Source organism: Chitinophaga varians (assembly GCF_014529945.1).
In the GTDB taxonomy this organism is placed as follows: Bacteria; Bacteroidota; Bacteroidia; order Chitinophagales; family Chitinophagaceae; genus Chitinophaga; species Chitinophaga varians.
In genome coordinates this window covers 421,453-443,495 of sequence record NZ_JACVFB010000007.1, presented here as the reverse complement: position 1 = coordinate 443,495, position 22,043 = coordinate 421,453, and the positions used below count along the sequence as shown (strand labels likewise).

23 protein-coding genes are annotated in these 22,043 nt (G+C 48.0%); 9 read left to right on the top strand and 14 right to left on the bottom strand.

From position 1 onward, the window contains the following. Window positions 1-10: 10 nt before the first annotated feature. The 6 genes from ICL55_RS30505 to ICL55_RS30480 form a co-directional block, all read right to left on the bottom strand. Window positions 11-961: a glycosyltransferase family 2 protein gene (locus ICL55_RS30505; protein WP_188104877.1), complete on the bottom strand. Its 951-nt coding sequence runs from the start codon at window positions 959-961 to the stop codon at window positions 11-13. After that, window positions 958-1,665 (bottom strand): FkbM family methyltransferase, encoded by a 708-nt coding sequence (locus ICL55_RS30500; RefSeq protein WP_188104875.1) that lies wholly within the window; start codon window positions 1,663-1,665, stop codon window positions 958-960. Before ICL55_RS30500 ends, ICL55_RS30505 begins: the two co-directional genes overlap by 4 nt. After that, a complete protein-coding gene (locus ICL55_RS30495) occupies window positions 1,658-3,007 on the bottom strand; it encodes a flippase (protein WP_188104873.1) in 1,350 nt (449 codons plus the stop codon). Before ICL55_RS30495 ends, ICL55_RS30500 begins: the two co-directional genes overlap by 8 nt. Beyond that, window positions 3,000-5,360 (bottom strand): GumC family protein, encoded by a 2,361-nt coding sequence (locus tag ICL55_RS30490; protein ID WP_188104870.1) that lies wholly within the window; start codon window positions 5,358-5,360, stop codon window positions 3,000-3,002. Before ICL55_RS30490 ends, ICL55_RS30495 begins: the two co-directional genes overlap by 8 nt. 11 nt (window positions 5,361-5,371) lie before the next feature. Then, entirely contained in the window at window positions 5,372-6,130 is a 759-nt protein-coding gene (locus ICL55_RS30485) for a polysaccharide biosynthesis/export family protein (protein ID WP_188104868.1), read from the bottom strand. An 85-nt stretch (window positions 6,131-6,215) separates the two neighbouring features. Continuing rightward, a complete protein-coding gene (locus ICL55_RS30480) occupies window positions 6,216-7,424 on the bottom strand; it encodes an acyltransferase family protein (protein ID WP_188104866.1) in 1,209 nt (402 codons plus the stop codon). A 245-nt stretch (window positions 7,425-7,669) separates the two neighbouring features. Here ICL55_RS30480 and ICL55_RS30475 point away from each other — a divergent pair, with 245 nt between their 5' ends. Then, a complete protein-coding gene (locus tag ICL55_RS30475; RefSeq protein WP_188104864.1) occupies window positions 7,670-7,921 on the top strand; it encodes a hypothetical protein in 252 nt (83 codons plus the stop codon). A 40-nt stretch (window positions 7,922-7,961) separates the two neighbouring features. On the opposite strand, the gene ICL55_RS30470 is transcribed toward ICL55_RS30475, so the two are convergent. The 5 genes from ICL55_RS30470 to ICL55_RS30450 form a co-directional block, all read right to left on the bottom strand. Then, complete coding sequence (locus ICL55_RS30470) at window positions 7,962-8,318, bottom strand: cupin domain-containing protein (RefSeq protein WP_188104862.1); 357 nt, start codon at window positions 8,316-8,318, stop codon at window positions 7,962-7,964. A 2-nt stretch (window positions 8,319-8,320) separates the two neighbouring features. Further along, on the bottom strand, window positions 8,321-8,740 hold the full coding sequence (locus tag ICL55_RS30465) for a DoxX family protein (RefSeq protein WP_188104860.1): 420 nt from the start codon (window positions 8,738-8,740) through the stop codon (window positions 8,321-8,323). Window positions 8,741-8,822: 82 nt separating this feature from the next. Further along, window positions 8,823-9,617, bottom strand: a complete 795-nt coding sequence (locus ICL55_RS30460; protein WP_246496720.1) for a helix-turn-helix domain-containing protein — start codon at window positions 9,615-9,617, stop codon at window positions 8,823-8,825. 12 nt (window positions 9,618-9,629) lie between these two features. Then, a complete protein-coding gene (locus tag ICL55_RS30455; protein WP_188104858.1) occupies window positions 9,630-10,574 on the bottom strand; it encodes a hypothetical protein in 945 nt (314 codons plus the stop codon). Window positions 10,575-10,774: 200 nt separating this feature from the next. Beyond that, entirely contained in the window at window positions 10,775-11,083 is a 309-nt protein-coding gene (locus ICL55_RS30450) for a hypothetical protein (protein ID WP_188104855.1), read from the bottom strand. Window positions 11,084-11,291: 208 nt separating this feature from the next. On the opposite strand from ICL55_RS30450, the gene ICL55_RS30445 reads away from it, so the two are divergent. Continuing rightward, window positions 11,292-11,714, top strand: coding sequence for a pyridoxamine 5'-phosphate oxidase family protein (locus ICL55_RS30445; RefSeq protein WP_188104853.1), 423 nt, complete (start codon window positions 11,292-11,294; stop codon window positions 11,712-11,714). Here the strand turns inward: ICL55_RS30445 and ICL55_RS30440 are convergent. Further along, window positions 11,671-12,492 carry an alpha/beta hydrolase gene (locus ICL55_RS30440; protein WP_188104851.1) on the bottom strand — a complete coding sequence of 274 codons (822 nt, stop codon included), beginning with the start codon at window positions 12,490-12,492 and terminating at the stop codon, window positions 11,671-11,673. The two genes, ICL55_RS30445 and ICL55_RS30440, sit on opposite strands and share 44 nt — an antisense overlap. A gap of 432 nt (window positions 12,493-12,924) precedes the next feature. Here ICL55_RS30440 and ICL55_RS30435 point away from each other — a divergent pair, with 432 nt between their 5' ends. Further along, window positions 12,925-13,572 carry a class I SAM-dependent methyltransferase gene (locus ICL55_RS30435; RefSeq protein WP_188104849.1) on the top strand — a complete coding sequence of 216 codons (648 nt, stop codon included), beginning with the start codon at window positions 12,925-12,927 and terminating at the stop codon, window positions 13,570-13,572. A 52-nt stretch (window positions 13,573-13,624) separates the two neighbouring features. On the opposite strand, the gene ICL55_RS30430 is transcribed toward ICL55_RS30435, so the two are convergent. Then, entirely contained in the window at window positions 13,625-14,407 is a 783-nt protein-coding gene (locus ICL55_RS30430) for a type 1 glutamine amidotransferase domain-containing protein (RefSeq protein WP_188104847.1), read from the bottom strand. 93 nt (window positions 14,408-14,500) lie between these two features. Then, window positions 14,501-15,067, bottom strand: coding sequence for a Crp/Fnr family transcriptional regulator (locus ICL55_RS30425; RefSeq protein ID WP_188104844.1), 567 nt, complete (start codon window positions 15,065-15,067; stop codon window positions 14,501-14,503). 331 nt (window positions 15,068-15,398) lie between these two features. Here ICL55_RS30425 and ICL55_RS30420 point away from each other — a divergent pair, with 331 nt between their 5' ends. The 6 genes from ICL55_RS30420 (at window position 15,399) to ICL55_RS30395 (ending at window position 21,836) form a co-directional block, all read left to right on the top strand. Then, window positions 15,399-16,904: a Gfo/Idh/MocA family oxidoreductase gene (locus ICL55_RS30420; RefSeq protein WP_188104842.1), complete on the top strand. Its 1,506-nt coding sequence runs from the start codon at window positions 15,399-15,401 to the stop codon at window positions 16,902-16,904. A gap of 104 nt (window positions 16,905-17,008) precedes the next feature. After that, window positions 17,009-17,242 carry an acyl carrier protein gene (locus tag ICL55_RS30415; protein WP_188104840.1) on the top strand — a complete coding sequence of 78 codons (234 nt, stop codon included), beginning with the start codon at window positions 17,009-17,011 and terminating at the stop codon, window positions 17,240-17,242. A gap of 86 nt (window positions 17,243-17,328) precedes the next feature. Continuing rightward, the gene (locus ICL55_RS30410) at window positions 17,329-17,916 is read left to right on the top strand and encodes a Crp/Fnr family transcriptional regulator (protein ID WP_188104838.1); all 588 of its coding nucleotides are present in this window, start codon (window positions 17,329-17,331) and stop codon (window positions 17,914-17,916) included. Between the two features lie 61 nt (window positions 17,917-17,977). Further along, window positions 17,978-18,886 carry a haloalkane dehalogenase gene (locus ICL55_RS30405; protein ID WP_188104836.1) on the top strand — a complete coding sequence of 303 codons (909 nt, stop codon included), beginning with the start codon at window positions 17,978-17,980 and terminating at the stop codon, window positions 18,884-18,886. 226 nt (window positions 18,887-19,112) lie between these two features. Next, on the top strand, window positions 19,113-20,408 hold the full coding sequence (locus ICL55_RS30400; RefSeq protein WP_188104834.1) for a DUF3108 domain-containing protein: 1,296 nt from the start codon (window positions 19,113-19,115) through the stop codon (window positions 20,406-20,408). Window positions 20,409-20,690: 282 nt separating this feature from the next. After that, window positions 20,691-21,836 carry a TIGR03118 family protein gene (locus tag ICL55_RS30395; RefSeq protein WP_188104832.1) on the top strand — a complete coding sequence of 382 codons (1,146 nt, stop codon included), beginning with the start codon at window positions 20,691-20,693 and terminating at the stop codon, window positions 21,834-21,836. The last annotated feature ends 207 nt before the right edge of the window (window positions 21,837-22,043 follow it).

The following is a 22,043-nucleotide window of genomic DNA, read 5'->3' as shown; positions in this document are numbered from 1 at the left end:
AGTTATTTAGTTATTGGGTTATTTGGATATTTTTTGATTTTTGTGCTTTGTTTTTAATCATCAGTCGCTGGTAGAGCCGGAAGAGCATGGGATTGCCTTTGATCATGCTGCGCATGGCAGTATACCAGCGGCTCGGCGAATACATCACCGCAGCGGCATACTGATCGGCTGCTTCGTCGAGGTGGCGCTCTGCCGGATGTATGATGACAGGCAGCTGCCCGTAATTTATTTTCCTGAACCACCGGGGTTCGCGTAATGTGTGCGTAGAGGCGCTACCGTAACCGGTGTTCCGAACGAGACTGACATTAGGCGTGATCGTCCAGCCCTGGTTAAACCAGACGCTGAGGAACCATTGTACGTCCCAGGTGTCGAGCTGTTGATTACAAACGGCTTTCATGTCATGTTTCAGCATGGTGCTAAGTCCTTCGGAAGATAGCCCCCGATAACGTTCCAGCGTAAAGTCATACTGCTGCCACGCCCGTCGCCAGGATGCCCAGCCCCATACGTGGGCAAAGCGGGAGTAGTAATAGGAAGCCGGTCCCCGGCGCTGTCCAAACTGAAAATTGCTGCCGTTGATATGCATCACCGAAGCATCGTTACGGTAGTGCTGTAACATGGCAGTGCAGAAAGCAAAAAAAGTAGGGTCTGGCAGGCAGTCATCTTCCAGGATAATACCTTCCGGAGTGTGTTCAAAAAACCAGTCGATAGCACTGCTCACCGCCTTGCCACAACCGAGGTTGTGTGAGCGGAAGAGTGTCTTCACGTCACAGGGCCAGTCGATGGCAGATATAGCAGTCTGCCGCGTTGCCTGGCACTGCAGGGTTTCGCCGGGCCGGTCTGCACGGGGGCCGTCAGCCGCGATGTACAAATGGGCCGGTCTCTGCCCGCGCAGGTGGTCCATCAATTGCTGCACCTTGTCGGGCCGGTTAAAGATCAATATCAAGACAGGGGTTTGCATCATAACCATTCAGTACCGTTTAACCGGTTGTTTTTAAAAAAATAGGTGTAGCAGGTTTTGGCGAAAATGCTGTATCCCATCTCCCGCATAAAACTGAGTACTTCACTGTCTTCCTTTTCTATGTCATACGGCTGTGATTCCACGAGCACGTAAGACGGCCGGTATTTGTCCCAGTTGTTGGAGCGGAGCACTTCGAGGTCCATGCCTTCCACATCGATGCTGATAAAATCGATCGATGTGCCGGCAGGAAGGTAACGGTCCAGTATATCGGCCAGTGGAGCGGTTTTTACCGTCTTCCTGTCAATCACCTGATAGTCTGGTTTCTGGGTATATTCCTGTACCCTTTCTGCGGAAAAGGTATTGAGTGCCGGTTCATTGAAAATGGCGTAAGTCAGCTCCTGCGGTATGCCGGAAACGCCCATTTCCAGGTTCGTGTCATGAGGCCGGTACTTATTGAACAGCGCCTGCATGCCGGGCTGCGGGTCTATATTGATACCCCGCCAGTTCTTTTTGTAAAACAGGTAGGTATTGGAAAAACGAAATGGATGATGGGCGCCTACATCCACATATACGCCCTTGTGTTTTCTGCCAAAGATGCGGCGGAGGATAAGGTCTTCTCCCTCTGAACTGTAGGCCATCACCCCGTATCGGATACGTGGGAACAGGGCAGCCAGGATCTTCTTGATCATATTTTTTACCTTACTCATGGGTAATTGATTTGCGGGAACCTGTAAACAAATAGTTGCTCCATGATTTGCGCAGGATATGACTTATGTCTGCTATATCGGTATATATCCTTACGGGATGAATCATTTCCCGGGTGAGAAACCACGCCTGACCGCTTTTGTCCAGCGCCACCATCATCAGGTATACACTGAAATAGGCCGCCACCGTGGCAATGGCGGCGCCTTTCCCGCCGGTATGCGGTATCAGCACTAAGTTGATGGCGACGTTCAGGACCAGGCCGACCATATTTCCATACAGGTATAGTTTGAATTTTCCTTCCACAAAAAGATATTGCACCACCACCATCATCAGGAATACCGGTATGGCGGACCAGATATGGATGCGGAGGATGCCTGCCGCGGTAGCGTAGGCGGAGCCGTACAACAGCTGTATCAGCATACCGGCCGAGAGGCTGATGACGATGGCCAGCGACAGACTGATGAAGCAGGAGATACGCAACCATCTGCCCAGTGTTTGCAGATAAGCGCCCTGGTCTTCTTCTTTTTTGCGGAACAACATCGGCAGCATGGCGGTAGACACCACGGTAGGAAGGGCATACCACAATTCCGAAATACGCACCGCTACCACATAATTGCCTAGTTCTTCCGGCGTGGCCAGGATGTTCAGCAATATGTTGTCTACCTTCATGAACAGCACCACCACCAGGTTCGCCATAATGAGCACCCAGCTGTCGCCCAGCAGTCGCCACGCCATACGCCGGCTCACCAGTCGCAGCGAAGGAGGACTGAATTGCAGGCTGTATTTCCCCAGTATCCATACATAAGTGGTGACGAGCTCCAGTAGCGTGATCCAGAGAAAAACGGGCAGCGTCGCGTTGCAGAAGATAGCCACGCATTTGATGGCGCAGAAAAGCAGGAACACCGTCACCTTGGGTACGATCACGGTTTTCAGGCTGTTATTGACCTGATAAAAACCATCCATGACGTCAAACGACTGCAACAGTACGGTAAAGGAAGAGAAGATAATACACAGCAGATATACCGGTCCGGGGTTCATCAGGTGGACCAGGAAGATGCTGAGGAGCATACAGGCCAGCGCTGCTGTGAGCCGCATAAATGCAATGGTGCTGACAATGCGCGAATGGTTTTCTTCGGCGGCCATCAGTTCTTTGATCACCAGCTTGTCCATTCCCAACACGGCGATGCTGGCCATGATGGTGCTGAAGGCAATGGTATAGTTCCAGATGCCAAACACACGGGGGCCAAGGTGCCGGGCCATCAGGGCCAGCACCAGTATGCCCGGGAAGAGCTTACTGATTTTGTCGATCAGCAGCCAGCTGCTGTTTTCAAATACTTTACGCAATTCGTTTGGCTGTTTTTTTGAAGATGGTCATCCAGCTGCCTTTACGGGTTTTTCTTTCATCGTACGAATATTTACCGTAATAGTAGTATGGATAAAAAGTGTCCTGAACAATACCGTTGAATATGAGTCCTTTCTTCCTGAAAAACGTTTCTTTCATGCTTTCTTCCATGGCTATCAGTCTTGCTTTGTGGGTATAGTTGTACCGGATGGCAAACAGGGTGCAGTCCACGTAAGTGGCAATGCTTTTAGCGTCTGATACGATGCCTACCGGAGAGGTGTCGATGATGATATAGTCGAACCTGTTTTTGAGCTCTGCCAGTAAGCTGGCCATCCGCGGACTTTCTATCAGTTCAATCGGATTAGGGGGTATCGGTCCGGCGGAGACGATGTACAGGTTGTTGGTCCCTGGTACCTCCCGGATGATATCATCGATGGACCTGTTGCCAACGAGATAGTTGGTGATGCCGTTTTTGTGGTCCATGCCGAAGAAGTTGGACAGCTTGGGTTTGCGCAGGTCCATTTCCAGCAGCACCACCTTTTTGTTATTCACCGTGAGGGAATTGGCGAGGTGGGCCGACAGGAATGTTTTGCCTTCTCCGGAAATGCTGGAGGTCAGCATCACCGTGGCGGGACCTTTGTGGTCGGCCAGCAGGAAGCGGAGGTTGGTACGGAGATTAAAAATCTGTTCCGTAAGTACCGCATGGTTATTGAGAGAAAAGTCGCGTGCGCCTTCCGTTTGCTGGAAGACTTCGGCGATCACCGGCAGGTTAAATACCTGTTCAATTTCCTTGCGGCTGAGTATTCGCGGATTGAGGAAGTATTTGATGTATACATAGATGCTGACGGCGACTACCGCCAGTACCACGAAGCTGATGAAGATAAATGGTTTTTTGGGTGTTACGGGTTTCTCCGGTACAAAGGCCGGTGCAATGACTTTGTTATCTATCACGTTACTGGCGTTGGTGACGGAAGCTTCTTCTTTTTTCTTCAGCAGATAGAGGTAGAGGTTTTCCTTCACGCTTTGTTGTCTTTTGATATTGACATATTCCCGTGCGTAGGAGGGGATACTCGCTATTTTGCCCTGAATGGCATTTACTTTTTGTTGGGTGGCGTGTTGTGCCACACCTGCATTGCGGCGGTATCCGCTGATGTAGTCGTGGATGGTGCTGCGGGCGGCGGTCACCTGTGACTCCACGTTTTGCATGAGGAAACTGGAGGGCTGCACCGCGAGCGATAGTTTCCGTTGCTCGCGCAGGGCTTCCTCATAGCGGTTGATCATGCCTGTCAGTGTTTGGTCGACCGTGCCGGTGAGTGGCGTGAACGGCGTGCGGTTATCGGGGGTATTGATGTATTCTTCTACCTGGTCCATCACCGCCAGTTGCAGATTGGCTTCGTTCAGTTTGATGTCTGCGTCTTTCACCTGTTCCAGTGCCAGCTTGGAACTGGCGTCGATGTCGGTGATGCCGCGTTGTACCTTAAATTGTTCTTCCGAGCGTTCCAGCAGTCCCAGTTCTTCTTTGAGGGAGTCGATGCGGGTGTTGAGGAAATGGATGGTTTTTACGCCGGCTTTATTTTTATCGCTGAGGGTATAGTCGTTGTATTCATCCAGCAGTGCGTTGAGGAAATCGGCGCTCCGCCTTGCCACAGGGTCTTTATAGGTGATCACGATCACCGTGGCGTCGCGGTTAACGAGCGCCGTGGTGATATCGTCAACGGATTTGTAGGCCAGTTCTATTGCGGAATCCACTTCGATGCGGCAGGTGCCTGATTCAGCAAAGGAGAGCGGACCGGCTTGCAGGGCGAAGGTATCTTTCCCGAAGGAAAAAGGGATGTTGGGTCCCACCGTAAAGTGTACAGTACGTTTGTCTTTGCCCATGCGTGCTTTCACGTCAAAGTCCTGCCGGATGCGGGACACGTCGAAAGTATAATTGCCGGTGCGGGTGCTGTCGCTCAGCACTTGAATCACGATAGGTGATTTCGGATACCATTCTTTGTCCTGCAGGTGATGGGGGCTAAAATAGCGGACGTTGAAATGATTGCTGCTGATAACGCGTTGCAGCAGGATAGGGGAGTGCAGCACTTCCATTTCGTTTTCCATGTTTTTGCCGCTGCCCAGCAGGGAAAGGGATTTCAGCACATCTGTTTCTTCGCCGTTACCTTTTTTTTCATCTTTCAGGTAGAGGCGTGCCGACGACATAAAGGAGGGCGGTGTATACCGCAGGTAGGCCCATCCCGCTGCTATGGCCAACAGAATGGCCAGCAGGTATAAGGGCCAGTGGAAGAGCATTTTCCTGAACAGGTCGCCGATGTCAATGGCGGCCGGCCGATTGTGAATTGCTTTGAGCGGTGCCATGGTACTTTATTTCATTTACTAAGAAGAATAATGGTAGTCGCCAGCGAAATGGCACTAAGTATAACAGGCAGCAGCTGTACCAGTTTCGACGTAGGGAATTGTTTGCCCGAACCGGGTTTAATGTACACCACGTCGTTATTGGCCAGATAGAAGTACGGTGAGCTCATTGTTTTACTGTCGTTCAGGTTGAGTGACGTGTAATATCTCACGCCGTCTATTTCACGGATGACCATTACATCTTTCCTGTCGGCAGTGGTGTTCATATCGCCTGCCATGCTAAGCGCATCGAGGATGGAGGTTCTTTCGGCGCCTACCCTGAAGGAGCCGGGGTGAGCCACATCCCCGAGCACCGAGACCCTGAAGCTGACCATGCGTGTGGACACATACACGTTTTTCAGCGTCTTCGATAGTTCGGTTGTCACCAGCTCATCGATCCCCGCGGTGGTTTTATTTCTGACAAACAACCTGCCTGCGATGGGCATCCGGATATATCCGGCGCTGTCTACCAGGTATCCCTGATCTATACCGGTTCCCGACGGGCCGGGAGTGCCAGGGATATTAGGATTGAGGAGTTGTGTGACATCCTTGTCCGGGGTGCTGACGATAATCTGTAAGACATCTCCCGATTGGATTCTCAGCTGTGGATACCGTGCAACGGAGGCGTGGCCGGTAGTGGCAGCTATGTCGTTGAAGTAAGTTATCTTCTTGCTGCCGGTGCATCCTGCCATCCAAAGGGCCAGGATCAGCAAGGTCATACGAAATGACTGCATACGGGTACCTGATGCTTTTAAATGTGAACTACGGATTATTATATCGGAGCCATTCAGTGCTTTTCACTGGAGGCATGCATAAACTTCAGGATGCCAATATGCCTTTCCGCCGGGAAAGCGTGGCCTGTCTGATTTTGTCCTGCGCAGGCTGTTCAAAATAATAGTAAACGGCCAGGCTGAGAAGGATCACCATGCTGATAAAAGCAATCATTGTCCATGGAGTGAGCAGCAAACGCCGGTCGAGATGCAGCTGTTGCATGGTTAACACCGTAGCTATCTGCAGTGGAAAATGCAGCAGGTAAATTGCATAGCTGCAGTTACCAAGAATAGACCAGTGATGGTGAAAGGGCCTCCATACAGTTTCCAGCAACACCAGAGACAATATCGTACAGGGCGCTACCGTGATCCTGAACAACAGATTCCTGACAACACCATATGCGGCAGCGGATTGCTCTGCGCTGAGACCAGGGCGTAATCTGCCGATGTTGTTCATCCATGCCTGTTGCAGGAAAGGATAGTAATAGTAAGATACGATGACCACCGTCCAGAGAACGATCGTGACTATGCTGATAACCCGGAAACAGGTCCGAATGTTTTTGCGCTGAAGAAGATAACGGAAGATATAATACAATAGCGCTCCCAGAAAAAACGAAAACACACCCTTCCCCACAAGCATGGTAAAGTGCTGCATCAGTGCGCCAGCAGGGATTAGCAGCAGCAACAGTGCTTTGTTGGTATGCCATTTCATCTTACAAATCAGAAAAAACAGCAGGTAAAGAAATATTTCTACAGATACAGACCAGGAAGGCGCATTAAAAGATGGTCCTGTTTCAAATCCCCAGTTTTGTATGAAGAGAAGATTCAGAAAAAAGTGATAGGCGTCATTATATTGGATCACAAAGTAATGACCCATCCGCTGTAACATGAATACCTGTAAAACGGCCACCGCTAGCAGTGTGACGAAATGTAGCGGGTATAATCTGGATATACGGTAAATAGAGAATTTTCTGAAACTCGTTTTACCGACAGCGATAGAATCAGCATACAACCAGAAGAAGATAAAACCGGAGAGCTGAAAGAAAATATCTACCGATACCATTCCATGGGTATAGAAAATGGATAACGTTGAATAGAAAGGTAGCGAAGCGTTTAGTTCACCGCCGGGTGTAAATACATCGTCAGGATAAAAAAACATTTGCCAATGAAAGAGGACGACAATCACAGCCGCGATGCCCCTGAAAGCATCCAGACTATGAAAATAGGTCGGGACAACAGGGGGGCGGTTCTTCTCCATAGAAAGAATGGTTAAGAGGTTAATCAAATCGGGTTTCCTGTAACACGGAAGTTACCAAGAAAACGGACGCGATAGTGATGCACTACAGTAATGAATAAAATAATCAGGAGAGAGCGGGTGTGAACAAAATGAATAAGCAACGTGTGCCGTAAGGAAAGATTCCCTATCTTTAAGGTAGCAATCTGTGCAATTTAATAAAAAATCAGAGAATCTGCAATACAGATTTGAACTTCCAATAGGCGAACATGAAATACAGGATCGACTTCAGAGGGCCCGAACAAACAATGCTCTATACCGCTGTTTGCAATTCCACACTGGAGGTAGAAACATTACTCCGGCAAGTATTACAATATGACTGGTCAGACGAAAACGGGGCTTACGCCATGACGTTGTACGACCTCTCTTCAGGCGAAGAACAGATCGTACATGTATATCGTTTTAAGATGGAACCGCCGTATACAAAAGCGGCTTTTGAAGCTGTTCATCACAGATCATAAAAATGCCCCGGCGATAGTGGCCAGGGCATGATGATAACGGTTAACCCAATATCTCTACTTCTTCCGGAATAACAAATAGCAGGGTACATCCGACAGGACTGCTAACGGAATGTTTGAATCCGGGCGGTGTGTACAGGTAATCGCCGGCCGCCAGTGTGGCGTGTTCCAATACTGCTTCTCCGTTCAGCACAAAAATCTCTTCGCCGGCAGGATGGTTGTGATAGGGATAAGTAGCACCCGGTTCAAATCGCAATAAGATGGTCTTGGAACGTTGGCTTTCTTCGTCGTACCGCAATGACTTCACAAAGATGCCTTTATAGTGTATGCCTTTTTCAACAAGTGGTTGCCAGTCCTGCTGGATGCTGCGGGTGATGTAGTGGTTAATATCTGTATGCATGATTAAGAATTTAATAATTGATCAATACTCCAGCGATAGCCGGGGAGAGTAGCCAGCATAAAAGCGCCGGCGCTGAAAGCGAATACGGAATAATCCAGCGGCTCTTTCAGACCGAAAGAATAGGTCATGGCCGCTGCGAAGAGGAGCGTGAGCGCCATGGCCGCACAAGCCGCCAGCTGTGTTTTAAAGCCTGCCAGCAATAGTATGCCCAGGGAAGCTTCCACGATGGTGGCTACCACGGCGATGGTAGGAATGATGCGGGCCGGCGCAAAGGAATTGACCTGCGCGGTGTATTGCAGAAAGCTTTGCCAGCCGGAGGAACGACTGCCCCAAAGCCCCAGCCTGCTGGCTACGGCCGACAGGAACCCGGTTCCCAGTGAGAGCCTTAACAGTAAGGCGGCGATATCCTGATATGATTTCATGTACTGTTTGTTTTTGACAGTACAAAGTTGGCATTTCAGGAGGGGTTAGAAAATAGAGAATCCTGCAAAAAACATGTAATATTTACAGGGCGTATTGTTCTTTATATTGTTTGGGAGATAATTGGGCCTGTTTTTTAAAGAAATTGGAGAAATAGAAAGGGTCGTTGAAGCCCAGTTTATACGCCACTTCTTTCACGGAAAGATCGCCGTAGGTCAGCAACCGCTTGGCTTCAGAGGTCACGAGGCCGTATATCACGTTCTGGGCTGTTTTGCCGGCATGCAGGCGGGCCAGTTCATTGAGTTTGGCTTCTGTGGTGCCGAGCAGCGAAGCCAGCTCCTTCAGCGGGTAGTTGTGCTCAAAATTGTTCCGTACGGCTTCCAGGAACTTAAGGAACAGCGCATCGGGTTTCCAGATCTCATCGCCCCGCTGCACCTTGGCCCGGTTGATGGCCACCAATATCAGCGTGATGCGGCTGTGCACAGAGATCAGGTACTGATAGGGCTGTTGCGCTACTTCCTGCTGTATGAGTGCCAGCTGCGTTGCCACTACCTCGTGGCCGACCGGTATCACTTCATTCATCGCGAAGTGACAGAAAAGGCCGTTGTGAAAAATCAGTTCTATGTCGTTGTCATCTTTACAGAAAAAATCGAGGGTAAATTCCAGCAGGTACCCTTTGGCCTCCTTGTTCTGGCGGACGTGGTGTATCTGGCCGGAGGTGATGGTGATCACGTCACCGGCGTTAAGCGTGAAGTCGCGGTGGTCCACGGAAATGACCAGCGAGCCGCTATGGCAGTATAACAAGACGTACCGCATCACGCGGCGTGGTTTATCTGGAAGAACGGATGGATCGAGTGGAGCAACGGTAATCATCGACATAAACAAAAACTACTATTTTACTTGTAAGGAAGATGCCAGTTTCTTAAAATATTGCAGGTCGCGGGTAGGCTCCTTTTTGCTGATGGCCTGCAGCACAATAGCCTGGTCGCCTTTCACCACTACGCAGCAGTAGGCCGTTACCGGTTTGTCTTTCAGCTGCCCTTGTATTTCCATCTGATAGGCTTCGTTGTTATTGATACGGTCATTGATTTCGGCTTTCGTTTCCGGATTGGTGAGGCCATACTCGCGGAATTTGCCGACCATGAGCGCCGCGATTTCTTTGGGTTTGGCGGTGTTGTCGTTGGGAAACTGGGCCACCATCACAAACGGTCCGTCCGGATCTTCTCTGGTGTCCATCCCGTTGACGGTATAAATATACAGGCTGGCAGCGTATCGAAAGAAACGGAAAGGCGTATGGCTGGTATCCATCGTGAAATTAGCCGTTTCAAAAGGATCTATTTTCTGCTGCGGGTCGTACCAGATGGTACGGAGACTGGCCAGTATTTCTTTTCCGGCAGCCTCATTACCGGTAGGATATACCGCCATGACCGAAGTGGAGAAGGTGGTGTCGCCGAAAACAAGTCCCAGGGTAATATGCGTGGGAGCGCCCTGTGCCGCCACAAACTTAGCCGGATAGCCATCCATCTGTAGCTCCTGATAGTTATAGACCGTAGCGCCTTTTTCGATAAAAGCTTCCTTGCTGAAGGAGGCGGCGTTGGTATAGAAGTTGCCGCCCGGCAGGTCATATACATTGATCATGCCCCTTTCTTTGTGGTGCAGCCCGATGAAGTTTTTGGCAATGCCGTAGTGTGCCGGCGGAATAATATAGAGGTGAGTGCCGGGGATACGCACGTGCCGGGCTGTTTTGGCGTTGCGGATAACGCTGTCCAGTTTGTACTGGGAACGGGCGCCAACGGCCATACACACGAGCAGGCAAAGCGACAGGAATGGTTTCATGTGTGATCGTTTACTATCGGAAATGGTGACGGGGCGGGAGATAAAAGAACCTAACCAGCTGGCAAGGGTACACTTCGTATTACTCCGGCGGCATAAATGTCGGATTTTATTTTCATTTTTTGATCGTCTGTATGATAGCAGGCTGGGGGGCAAGGGGGCGAACTAAAAAGCCTTACAACGTTCGTTGTAAGGCTTTGGTTTTACCAGCCGAAGCGGATGTCGTAAGTATTATTGGCGTAGTCTCTCCGTTGAGTCAGAAACCTTTTTTTCATCCACTGTTTGCGGTTTTTGGACACCAGTTTCCAGTTGGGGTGAAAACTATATTTCAGCTTTTCGGGCTTGTCTGTACCATCTTCCTCATACCACATGGCAGGGAAGACGTTCTCGCAGCAGTTTTTCTGAAAAATTGAATGCCATCTGCAGCGGTCGCACATCGCGTAGAGGCTTTTGTTCATCTTGTTGTACGTTCCGCGATGGTCGGTCGTTTTCAGGATTTTAAGTTTTTTCACTTGTAAACACTTTTGGTGCTACAAGGCGTCGAATACTTTTTTCATGGGTAAGGATTTCGTACGAAGATAAGTAAAAACATATAACCGTTACCGTTGGAGGAGGCACTCCGGCAATAGATAAAATGCGCTATCGCCGCCGGAAGGCCTATTTTGCCAGGCTGTAACTTTCAGCTACATTAGTCAAACGGATGAATAAATATCTATGAGTATGACAAAAGAAGACCTTTGTGCTTATTTGCAGTCACAGCCACTGGCGGTGGTGGCCAGCATCAATAAAGCCGGCGCGCCCCAGTCTGCGGTGGTGGGTATTGCCGTTTCCGGAGAGATGGAAATCATTTTTGATACCGTAGATAGTTCCCGCAAATATATCAATCTCATGGCTGATCCCCGGGTGGCGCTGGTCATCGGGTGGGACCATGAAGTGTCTGTGCAGCTGGAAGGCACCGCCAGATTGTTGCCACCGGATGAACGGGACCCGCTGAAAGAGGTGTATTACGGCGTTTTCCCGGAAGGCCGCGAACGCGCCGCCACCTGGAAGGGGCTGGTGCATTTTGTGGTAACGCCGTACTGGGCCCGCTACAGCGATTTTAAAAACCAGCAGGACCCTGTTCAGGAATGGAATTGGGAATAGTATCGGCTTTACTATGGAAGTAGTGCATGATGATTTTGCTGATCGTATCGGCTTTGTTGAATACCATGAGATGGCCGCCGCCTTTAATACGGTAATCAGGATGTACCCGTTTGCTGGAAATGACCCTGTCGGCCGTTCCATGCACCTGGATGGTGTGCTCCGGCGGTTGTTTGTTTTCCCAGTGAGAGATGCTCTTCAGGGCCCAACGGAAAAAATAGATATCGGTGCCCTGTAGTAACTGTTTAAGCGCATCTTTGTCCATTTTGGTACGGGCGCCGAAGTAGCTATAAGTGATGAAATTCATGCGCTGCAACAGGAAACGGGGAACGAGGCGGTATAAACCCAGTCTCATAAAAAAGAACTGGAACTTGCTCAACTCGTCCTTGGTGGTGGCGGAAGAGATCAGGACCATCTTTTCTACGTTGACCAGTTTAGACACTTCCACTGCTACGATACCGCCGAAAGAGACCCCGATGATATAGGGGTTTTCTACCGTGATCTGGCTTTTTATCCTGGCTGCATATTGCTCAATCGTCTCGTCTGACGACGACGGTACCCAGGTGATATAGACTTTATGATAGCCCGGAAGATGCAGGTTCCTGAATAAACTGGAGTCTGCCCCCAATCCACTAAAAAGATAGATGGTTTTTTGTTCTGCTTTAGCAGTACCGGTCGGTGTTTGAGAAAACCCGGAGAGACTGCTGAATAATAATAAAACCGAAATGAGCACTTTCACACGTTGCGCCATAAAATCTTCACTTCTTGCCTTGACAGGCATGTTTATTAACGTTGCCGTTTAGAATATTATTGAAAAATGGTTACTTGTCAAACATGGTTTATTTCATCCATATTGGCAGAGTTAGCATAAAATAGTATGGGTGCTATAGGCGTGAGCAGTATTTACAGGGATGTTGCCTGATTACAGGCAATTGATAGAACCGGCGCAAAACTATAAAATATCCATTTGAATGCAAAGTAAATCTATCCGGTGTGTACCATACTGATAGATTGTATTGTAATGAAATTTATATATGTCAGATAATCAAGTATATGCGTGATGTTTAAGCGGATCTATCTAATAGCGGCCGGAAGCGTGTGGAGGCTGTCGGATGTTTGACGGGATGCCAACAAAATGTAGTTATCCCGTGTTATTTTTTTCTATAAATGTTTGACAAACCCCATTGTAATCAAAAAATATGTAAGCGTGATTATGGAACGAGGAAAACTATATGTTCAATATGGCAGCGGCCCTTTTTCCGCGCCTCCGGGCTGGAAAAATTTCGACGCGTCACCAACGCTGCGGCTGCAGCAGTTGCCCCTTATCGGGTCTTTGCTGAAAAAACGGATGCATGTGGCCTTTCACCCGGACGTGCTCCAGGGAGATATCATTACGGGGTTGCCCGGCATAGGGGAAAATTCCTGTGACGGTGTCTATTGTTCGCATGTGCTGGAGCACCTGTCCTATGAGGATTGTCTGACCGCTATCCGCAATACCTATCGTATACTGAAGCCCGGCGGTTACTTCCGCTGCGTATTGCCCGATCTGGAAACAGCGGCGCGGAAGTATATCGATAACCTGCACGGGGAAGACCGGGAGGCCAACGTGAAGTTCATGGAAGAAACCCTGCTGGGCCGACAGCAGCGACAACGCGGCATCCGTCAACTGGTACAATCGGCATTCGGCAACAGGGAGCATCTTTATATGTGGGATCATATTTCACTGGCCCACCAGCTGCAAAAAGCCGGCTTCCGGAAGGTGCGGCGCTGTACCTTCAATGATGCGGCCGACGGGATGTTCCGGCTGGTAGAAGAGAAAACGAGATTTAATAACGCAGTGGCATTGGAAGCCGCAAAATAAAAACAGAGCAGCCTTACAACCATATGTGTAAGGCTGCTCTGTTTTAGCGCCTTTATTGGCTAATACCCTGAAGGACTGCCAGGGTGGCTTCTCCCACACCTTTTGCGGAAGCCGGGTTTTGGCCGGTAACAACCCGCTGGTCAGTGACAACATGCGGCTGCCAGAGCCCGGACTTTTCAAAGATAGCTCCACGTGTTATCAAGGTAGTTTCCAGCAGAAATGGCACTACATTGTCCAGCTTTACCGCCGCTTCCTCTTCATTGGTAAACGCATTGATTTTTTTGCCATCTACCAGATATTTGCCATTACTCAGCTGAATATTCACGAGCCCTGCAGGGCCATGACAGACGGCACTCACAACACCGCCTGCTTCGTATATCTTCCTGGCAATGCCGGCCAGCTCGGCGTTGTCCGCGAAGTCCCACATTGCGCCATGTCCGCCGGCATAAAAAATAGCTGCATATTTTGAAGGGTCAACTGCTGACGGCTGCATCGTATGGGTCACCTTCTGCTGATATTCTGCATTGTCCCAGAATTTTTTATTGATGGGGTCTTCAAGATTAAAACCGTCCACCGGTGCTTTGCCGCCCCGGGGGCTGACGAAATCAATTTCATAGCCGGCCGTGTGAAGCACGTCCCAGGGATGCGCCACTTCTGCGAGATAATAACCGGTAGGCTGTCCGGTGTTGCCTTTTTGGTCGTGGCTGGTCACCACAAAGAGGATTTTCTTTTCCATTTGCTTTACTTGTTTTTTAGTTTGTGCGGCTGCCGGATGATGTGCTGCAACAGCTATCGCCATGAGTCCAATGGCTATTGATAAGATGGCCTTCTTCATACAGATGAATGTTGATTTGACAAGGTAAAAATCTTCAAAAGCTGTTGGACTGCACAGGAACTATGTCACAAGTTTGGTGTGAGGTAGATCACACTATTTGGAAAAGCGGCTGAGCGTTTCCCTGGAAACGCCCAGGTAGGAGGCGATTAATGTCTTCGGCACTCTCTGGAAAAGTTGAGGATAGGTGGAGTGTAACTGATGATAGCGTTCTTCGGCGGAGCTGTTCAGTAATGATAAAATACGCCGCTGCAAGGCCACATAACCGGCATTCGACTTCCGTCTGAAGAAATGTTCTATTTTATGCAGGTCGGCACATATTTTCTCCCGGTCGTGCAGTGACAGGCACAGTACTTCCACATCTTCAATGCAGTCAATTGTCAAATTAGATGTCGTTTCGTTGAAGTATGCCTGATAGTCCGTGATCCACCAGTCTTCCCACGCAAATTGCAGGATATGTTCTTTGCCGTCATTGGGGTTGGTATAGGAGGCTTTTAAAAGGCCTTTGGTAACAAAGAAATCATAGGGAACAAGGGAATCTTCCTGCACCAGAAACTGGTGTTTTTTATATTTTTTGGGGGTGAAATGAGACAGTATATATTCAAACTCACTATCAGTGAGGGGCGTGATTTTTTCGATTTGTTGTCTTAACAGTTCGCTCATGGGTGTGCCGTATGGTGTGGAGGCGAAAGTACGATATAAATGACTTTGTAGGGATACCATTAAAAATCAATACGGGTTGATCATCTACCGGCAGATAACATTTTCTTTTTGTTGGAGTTTCCAAATAAATCATTATTTTGATACGCGAATAGCACTGCATATAGTCGCTGTTTTTTTTAAAGAAAAACCTATGCACATTTAATATTGATATCCTGTTACGTTCAAAGAAATTGAACCTGCTACTCACCCATCATTACTCAAAATAATTATTTAACCGGTATCCCCCCGATACCATGCTCATCACCATGTCTCATCTGAAGATTCATCTATCATGAAAAAGAAAAACGATCAAGTAAATGTCATCTTAATTGGATGCGGTCCCCACGCCAGACGTATATATCTCCCCGCACTGCGCAACCTTCAACAGGTGAAGCTGGCTTTAGTGATCGATCTGGAAAACGAAGCTTCCGTTGTACGCAACGCTATTGGAGAAATGGAAACGGAATTATGGCTTATTCAGCCTTTTGCCCATGTATTGCCGCCGGAATTGCAGAACAGACTATCACAGTTTGTGGCAGACCATCAGGTGACAGGTGTCATTATTGCGACGGAACCACTGGTGCACAGGGCTTATGCTGAATGGGCTTTGGCCAATGAGCTGAACATTCTGATGGACAAGCCTGTCACCACCAGAGCAGACGTCACCAGTAATCTAGATAATGCCAAAGGCATTCTGGACGATTACGTTGAACTACTGGACGCTTATAAAGATCTTCAGCAAAGAACAGAAACGATTTTTATGATTAACTCCCATCGTCGTTTTCATAAAGGGTTTCAGTTTGTGAAAGATCAAATCAGGGAAGTGGCGCTGAAAACAAATTGTCCGATAAGTTTTATCCAGGCCTATCACAGTGACGGACAATGGCGGTTGCCCAATGAAATTGTCACGCAAAAATATCATCCTTACTGCTTCGGCTATGGAAAGGCTTCTCACAGCGGATATCACATTTTTGATACGATTTATCAGTTTTACAAAGCTTCGGCATTGCCCGATAAAGTGGCAGACGAGATGGAGGTGATCAGTTCTTTCTTAAAGCCCAATGGCTTTTTCACGCAGTTCAATGAAAAAGATTACCTGTCTGTTTTTGGTGATGAATATAAAGAGGTGAACCCCTGGTCGGAACAACAGCTACGGGAGATATGCGCGGATTTCGGGGAGATAGATATTTCCGCTGTCATTGCGCTGCGGAAATATGGAGAGGTCGTCGCTAATTTTAATGTAAACCTGGTGCATAACGGATTTGCGGGGAGAACATGGATCAGGCCAGGCGCAGATTTGTATAAAGGAAACGGAAGGATTAAACATGAGAGTTACCATATCCAGCAAGGGCCGTTTCAGAATATCCAGATACACGCCTATCAGGCACATGATAAGCATGATAAAAACGAAAATAAAGAGGAGTATTTAGGCGGGAAAAACCATTTCGACATATACGTATTTCGCAACCCGTTGCTGACTAACGGAGAAGCACAACCGAAAGTGTATAAATACTCGGATTTGGTAGAACACCCTGCTGATGAAGGAGCTCCAGCCATCACCATGGAATGGGTTAAGTTCAGGGTGGTAGAGGAATTTGCGGATTATTTAGCGGGTAAAAAACAGAAGCACGACATTTCTTCTCAAATTGAGGACCATGCCATTCCCGTAAAAATGATGAGTGGAATTTATTGCGCGCAGATCACCCAACAAAGAGCCTGCTATCATTTTGAAATAGATAATGCTGCCCCATCAGGTAGCCACTACTGTAAAACTGATAGTGCCGGTGCTTGGGTATAGTGCCGGATGTCTTTGAACCATTTAACATAAAAAGCGTTATCTTTTAACCGATTAATTCGGGATGACCCTCCATCCATCATTTCACTTAAAAAAAACCATAACGCATGAAAACACCTATCGAGTCAAAAATCATCAGTGCTGTGAGCAGTTCCATTGGTATTCCTGAGAGTGCTATCACCGCAGACCGGTCTCTGGACGATCTGGGGCTGAATTCAATTCTGGCAGTACAGCTTTCGAATGAATTGCAACAGCAATATGGAATAACAGATATGAGCGGCGTCTCTACCAGTAATACAATAGAGGAGATTGCGGATTATATTAAAAGTAAGGTATCATAAACTGAGGCCTTTAAGTTTTTACAAAACCCGGAAAGCATTATACCCTGCGTGTAATGCTTTCCGGTTTATAATTCCAACCATAACACATGTACGAGGCTGTTATAAAGAACCTGCGGCGGCATATTGAACCTACCAGGGAAGAGACAGAGATCTTCTTATCCCTGGCGGTTGCCAAAACCATTAAGAAAAAAGAGCTGTTGTTGAAAGAAGGAGATGTGGCCAGGCAGCAGTTTTTTGTGATCAGCGGTTGCCTGCGGACCTACACCATTGACACCAATGGCAAGGAACACGTTTTGATGTTTGCGCCTGAAGACTGGTGGTGCAGCGGCGATCTTTACAGCTTCCTGTCGGGACATACGAGCGTCAATAACCTCGAAGCGCTGGAACCCACCACCCTGTTGCAAATCAGCAAAGATGATCTGGATGTCCTGTATCAACAGGCACCCAAATTCGAACGGTTTTTCAGGATACTGTTTCAAAACGCTTTTGTTTTTCATCAGAACAGGATCAGTGCCAACCTCTCTCAGCCTGCGGAAGGGCGGTATGACCTGTTTACAAAAGCCTACCCTGATCTTGAAACGAGGATTTCGCAGAAATATATCGCCTCGTATATCGGTGTCACCCCGGAATTTTTTAGCCAGATGAAGGCCAATATGTTTCGTAAAAAAACTTAATGTACCTTATTTTTTGAGGTACGCCAGGATCGTTGCTTTGTAGTATAAAATCATTCAGTATATGGAACACAAAGCAAACGTACAGCCTGTTTTCAGTGACAAACCTTTCGCCGAAAAGAAATTTATCGAGATAAAAGGCCGTCGGATGGCTTATATCGATGAAGGGGAGGGCGACCCGATCGTATTTCAGCACGGCAACCCCACTTCGTCCTACCTTTGGCGGAATATCATGCCTTATAGTCGTGGCCTCGGCCGCCTCATTGCCTGCGACCTGATTGGCATGGGTGACTCCGAAAAGCTTCCTGATTCCGGCCCCGGGCGATATAGCTATGCAGAACAGCGTAGTTTCCTCTTTGCCCTTTGGGAAGAATTGAAACTGGATAAAAACGTCATCCTGGTGCTGCATGACTGGGGCTCAGTATTGGGCTTTGATTGGGCGAACCAGCACCGTTCCCGCGTGCAGGGGATCGTTCATATGGAGGCCCTGGCTATTCCCTTTAAATGGGATGAATTTGAGCCTAAAATGCGCGATTTATTCCGGGCATTGCGTTCTCCCGCCGGCGAAGAGCTGGTGTTGAAGAACAACGTGTTTGTGGACAAAGTATTGCCGGCAGGTATTTGCCGGGAACTTAGCGAAGCGGAGATGGCCGAGTACCGGCGTCCTTATCTTAATGAAGGAGAGGACCGCCGCCCTACCTTATCGTTCCCCCGCCAGATAGCCCTGGACGGAGCGCCCAAAGAAGTGGCTGAAGTAGTGACGGCATTCGGAAACTGGCTTCAGCAAAGTGAGGTCCCCAAGCTTTGGGTGCATGCTACTCCCGGCGCCGTGGAAAATGACAGTGTTCGGAAGTTTTGCAGCACCTGGCCCCATCAAACAGAAATATCCGTAAAAGGCAAACATTTTTTACAGGAAGACAGTCCCACGGAAATAGGAGAAGCGATTGCCGCTTTTGTAAAAAGGTTGCGTTAGCGGCAAATGCCGGAAATGATAAAGAAGCCTTGCAATTTAATGCTGTAAGGCTTTTTGACGTACTGGAATGAATATATAATTATCTAGTGTGTTTGTGTGGCGGCTGTTAAAATGGAATGGACAACTAACGTTTCTCCCCTTATTTACCGCATAAATCTCTCTTTCTATGTTTTAAAGTAGGGTAAAAGTGGTTATTTTTGTTCCTATTTTGGAAAAAGAGGACTTCATGCGAACTACACTAAAATCATTATGCCTGCTGGTATTACCATTGGCCAGCTTTGCACAGAAAACTGTTTTACCCGGCCACCCAGACGTTAACACCTCCCGTTTGAAACCTGGAAAATCGTTGTACACCATCTACTATGTAAAGGACCAGACCTGGACAAAAAAGGGAACTTACACCCATGAGATAACTGTTTCGGGCAATGAATTGAAATTTGTAGCCGACTACACGGATGAAGCAGGTAAATGGTTCAGGAAAAGAACTTCTGTGGCTGATGCAAAAACACTTAGCCCTGTCAGTTATAAGTCAGAAGGACTAAAAAATACACTGGACCTGAATTTCGGAAATCCCATCACCGGCAAGTACCGTTATACGAACGGAGATAAGGACAAACAAATAACGATCAGGCCAACCGCGAAATTTGTTGATTTTAACGTGTCTGAAATTCTCTTTACCACATTACCCCTGGATGTAGGTTATAAGGCTATCATACCGGAATTTTATTACAATAATAGTCCGGACAGTGTATTGTCGAATTACGTGATAAAAGATGTAAAAAGCTACATACAACGCTCCCCTAAAACGGGAAACCATGAAAGCTGGCTGGTGAACGTGTTGGAGGAAGAATCCGGCGCAATTTACACCTATATCATCGATAAAAAAGACCATCGGATTTGGCAAAGAGAAATGCCTGCCGGTAAAGGAACGATAGAAATCTGCGTGAATGAGGAACTGGATTACCAGCCGATAGAAGCCAGGTTTGATAAAGATGAAAATCTCAGAAGAACAGAGAAGGGGAATGGCGTTATTACCGGTACCGCCTTCGCCAGAGATCACAACGGCAGCAAATTGCAGGTGGTGAACATCCAGAGAGCACAATTTGCTCCCAAAGGCACCGTAGTGTCTATCCTTCCCAATTCTGCCTATATCGAAGAATGGAAGGAAGTGAACCGGAAAATACGGAAACGCGGGAAACTACCTGAGGTGCCGCTTGACCCTAACGTGGCCGCCTGTATTAAAAAAACAACCGTGTATGATGACAAAGGGCATTTCGAATTCACGAACCTGATGCCGGGCGAGTATATCCTGTTCACTACCTTTGGATATACACACCGGTATTCTTACTCCTATCAGTCAGGGACCTCGAATTTAGTCCATCCAAGTGGGGCAGTATTGTCATCCGGTCCTATTTACAGCTCTGGTAGCGGCGCTACAGGAGCCACTGCGGAAATAGAAATGAAAGTGACTATCCGGAAAGACGGTGATAAAGTGGATGTTAATCTGAAAGATGTGCGATAAGTTCCCGACAAAAGCATTTATAAAAAAGCCTTCAACTGTTGATCGGTTGAAGGTTTTTTATTGTATGGATGTGCCGCCCCACAAACATTCTCTTCCTTAGGGTTGAAGAAATTTTTCCGATCAGTCAACTTTTTATATCGATCAATCCTTATTTATTCATCTCAGCTTCTGAATTATTTTGACCCCGACACTGTAACAGATTCGTCCTCTTCCGTATTCAGGTTCAGGAGACGATGCTTTACTACACGATGTATTATTCCTTCACTTCTAAAACGCAGCAAGATGATAACTCCAACGAGAAAACTGCTTGCAGCAGGGTTAGCTGCCGGAATTTATCGCAGAAATGTTTATTCGGGAATAATGGTGATGCTGGTCACGCTTTTAATGCTGGTGACCAGTTGCCGCAGATGGACCCCTGATGAGTGTACTGATTGTGACTGCTTGTCGAAAGACTATAAACAAACGAACCTGGTTGCGGACACCGCTGGTTTTGGAGCGGCCAGGATCGATCCGCTACTGGTCAATGCCTGGGGCCTTGCCGTAGGACCGACAGGTGCTTTCTGGATTTCCACCAATGGCAATGCCAAACTGAGTCCTATTTATCGATATAGTGTTGTTTATGATAAAGACGGGAACATGCTGAGGGCGCCTGTCGTTCTCCCCGTGGTCGAATTTAATCCCAATCGCCCCACCGGTGTTGTGTTCAACAATACCAGCCGCTTTGGTGGCTCCCGTTTTATCTTTGCTGATGAAGCTGGTCTCCTTATTAGCTGGACTTCCGGTGATACGGCAGTGGACCAACCAGCCCGCTATCTATTCAACGCTGTTTACAAAGGCCTTGCCATCGCCAGCGATAGTGGCAAACCCTATATTTACGCCACCAATTTCCACGATGGCACGATAGACGTATTTGACACTGCCTTCAAATATATTCCGTACAAACAATTCACCGACCCTAATATTCCGGCTGGCTTTGCACCGTTTAATATCCGTAACATCGACGGCCTGCTGTATGTTACCTACGCCAAACAGAAGCTCCCCGATAAAAAAGTTGACGAGGCTGGCCCCGGCAATGGTTATGTAAATGTTTTCAGACCGGACGGCTCCCTGGTAAGAAGGCTCGCTTCCCAGGGCACGCTCAACTCTCCCTGGGGTATTACCCAAGGCTGTAGCGGCCTGGGTAAAGGCGATGACGATGTGGTCCTGATCGGTAACGCCGGTGATGGCCATATCAATGCCTATCGTGAAAGCGGTACTTTCCTCGGGCAGCTCCGGAATGGTAATGATCCGCTGAAAATTGACGGCTTATGGGCACTGGAAAGCCGTGTACCCGGCGCCGGTAGTAAAATATTTTTCACCGCAGGTCCTGGTAACGGATCTCACGGCCTCTTTGGTTACCTACAGAAAAACGAGCTTCTGCAGAAATAACGTTTTGTAGTCCGGACAGACCAAACAAACAAAGCGCTAAACCCTTTGGTGATAAAGGTTTTAGCGCTTTGCTGTTTTGGCGTCCCTCCGCATTTAAACAGGCCACCGGCGTTGCCTGCCCGCATTCTATAGGCATTTTAAAGGGAAGTATAATCGTTTTAAAATCTTACCTTCGTGACCTTTCGACGATAGAAGCCCATAACCCGT

What these genes read in the sequence shown, in the direction of transcription:
- ICL55_RS30505 (WP_188104877.1), bottom strand. Translation starts at nt 961, where the DNA reads ATGATGCAAACCCCTGTCTTGATATTGATCTTTAACCGGCCCGACAAG.
- ICL55_RS30500 (WP_188104875.1), bottom strand. Translation starts at nt 1,665, where the DNA reads ATGAGTAAGGTAAAAAATATGATCAAGAAGATCCTGGCTGCCCTGTTC.
- ICL55_RS30490 (WP_188104870.1), bottom strand. Translation starts at nt 5,360, where the DNA reads ATGGCACCGCTCAAAGCAATTCACAATCGGCCGGCCGCCATTGACATC.
- ICL55_RS30485 (WP_188104868.1), bottom strand. Translation starts at nt 6,130, where the DNA reads ATGCAGTCATTTCGTATGACCTTGCTGATCCTGGCCCTTTGGATGGCA.
- ICL55_RS30480 (WP_188104866.1), bottom strand. Translation starts at nt 7,424, where the DNA reads ATGGAGAAGAACCGCCCCCCTGTTGTCCCGACCTATTTTCATAGTCTG.
- ICL55_RS30475 (WP_188104864.1), top strand. Translation starts at nt 7,670, where the DNA reads ATGAAATACAGGATCGACTTCAGAGGGCCCGAACAAACAATGCTCTAT.
- ICL55_RS30470 (WP_188104862.1), bottom strand. Translation starts at nt 8,318, where the DNA reads ATGCATACAGATATTAACCACTACATCACCCGCAGCATCCAGCAGGAC.
- ICL55_RS30465 (WP_188104860.1), bottom strand. Translation starts at nt 8,740, where the DNA reads ATGAAATCATATCAGGATATCGCCGCCTTACTGTTAAGGCTCTCACTG.
- ICL55_RS30460 (WP_246496720.1), bottom strand. Translation starts at nt 9,617, where the DNA reads ATGTCGATGATTACCGTTGCTCCACTCGATCCATCCGTTCTTCCAGAT.
- ICL55_RS30455 (WP_188104858.1), bottom strand. Translation starts at nt 10,574, where the DNA reads ATGAAACCATTCCTGTCGCTTTGCCTGCTCGTGTGTATGGCCGTTGGC.
- ICL55_RS30445 (WP_188104853.1), top strand. Translation starts at nt 11,292, where the DNA reads ATGACAAAAGAAGACCTTTGTGCTTATTTGCAGTCACAGCCACTGGCG.
- ICL55_RS30440 (WP_188104851.1), bottom strand. Translation starts at nt 12,492, where the DNA reads ATGCCTGTCAAGGCAAGAAGTGAAGATTTTATGGCGCAACGTGTGAAA.
- ICL55_RS30435 (WP_188104849.1), top strand. Translation starts at nt 12,925, where the DNA reads ATGGAACGAGGAAAACTATATGTTCAATATGGCAGCGGCCCTTTTTCC.
- ICL55_RS30430 (WP_188104847.1), bottom strand. Translation starts at nt 14,407, where the DNA reads ATGAAGAAGGCCATCTTATCAATAGCCATTGGACTCATGGCGATAGCT.
- ICL55_RS30425 (WP_188104844.1), bottom strand. Translation starts at nt 15,067, where the DNA reads ATGAGCGAACTGTTAAGACAACAAATCGAAAAAATCACGCCCCTCACT.
- ICL55_RS30420 (WP_188104842.1), top strand. Translation starts at nt 15,399, where the DNA reads ATGAAAAAGAAAAACGATCAAGTAAATGTCATCTTAATTGGATGCGGT.
- ICL55_RS30415 (WP_188104840.1), top strand. Translation starts at nt 17,009, where the DNA reads ATGAAAACACCTATCGAGTCAAAAATCATCAGTGCTGTGAGCAGTTCC.
- ICL55_RS30410 (WP_188104838.1), top strand. Translation starts at nt 17,329, where the DNA reads ATGTACGAGGCTGTTATAAAGAACCTGCGGCGGCATATTGAACCTACC.
- ICL55_RS30405 (WP_188104836.1), top strand. Translation starts at nt 17,978, where the DNA reads ATGGAACACAAAGCAAACGTACAGCCTGTTTTCAGTGACAAACCTTTC.
- ICL55_RS30400 (WP_188104834.1), top strand. Translation starts at nt 19,113, where the DNA reads ATGCGAACTACACTAAAATCATTATGCCTGCTGGTATTACCATTGGCC.
- ICL55_RS30395 (WP_188104832.1), top strand. Translation starts at nt 20,691, where the DNA reads ATGATAACTCCAACGAGAAAACTGCTTGCAGCAGGGTTAGCTGCCGGA.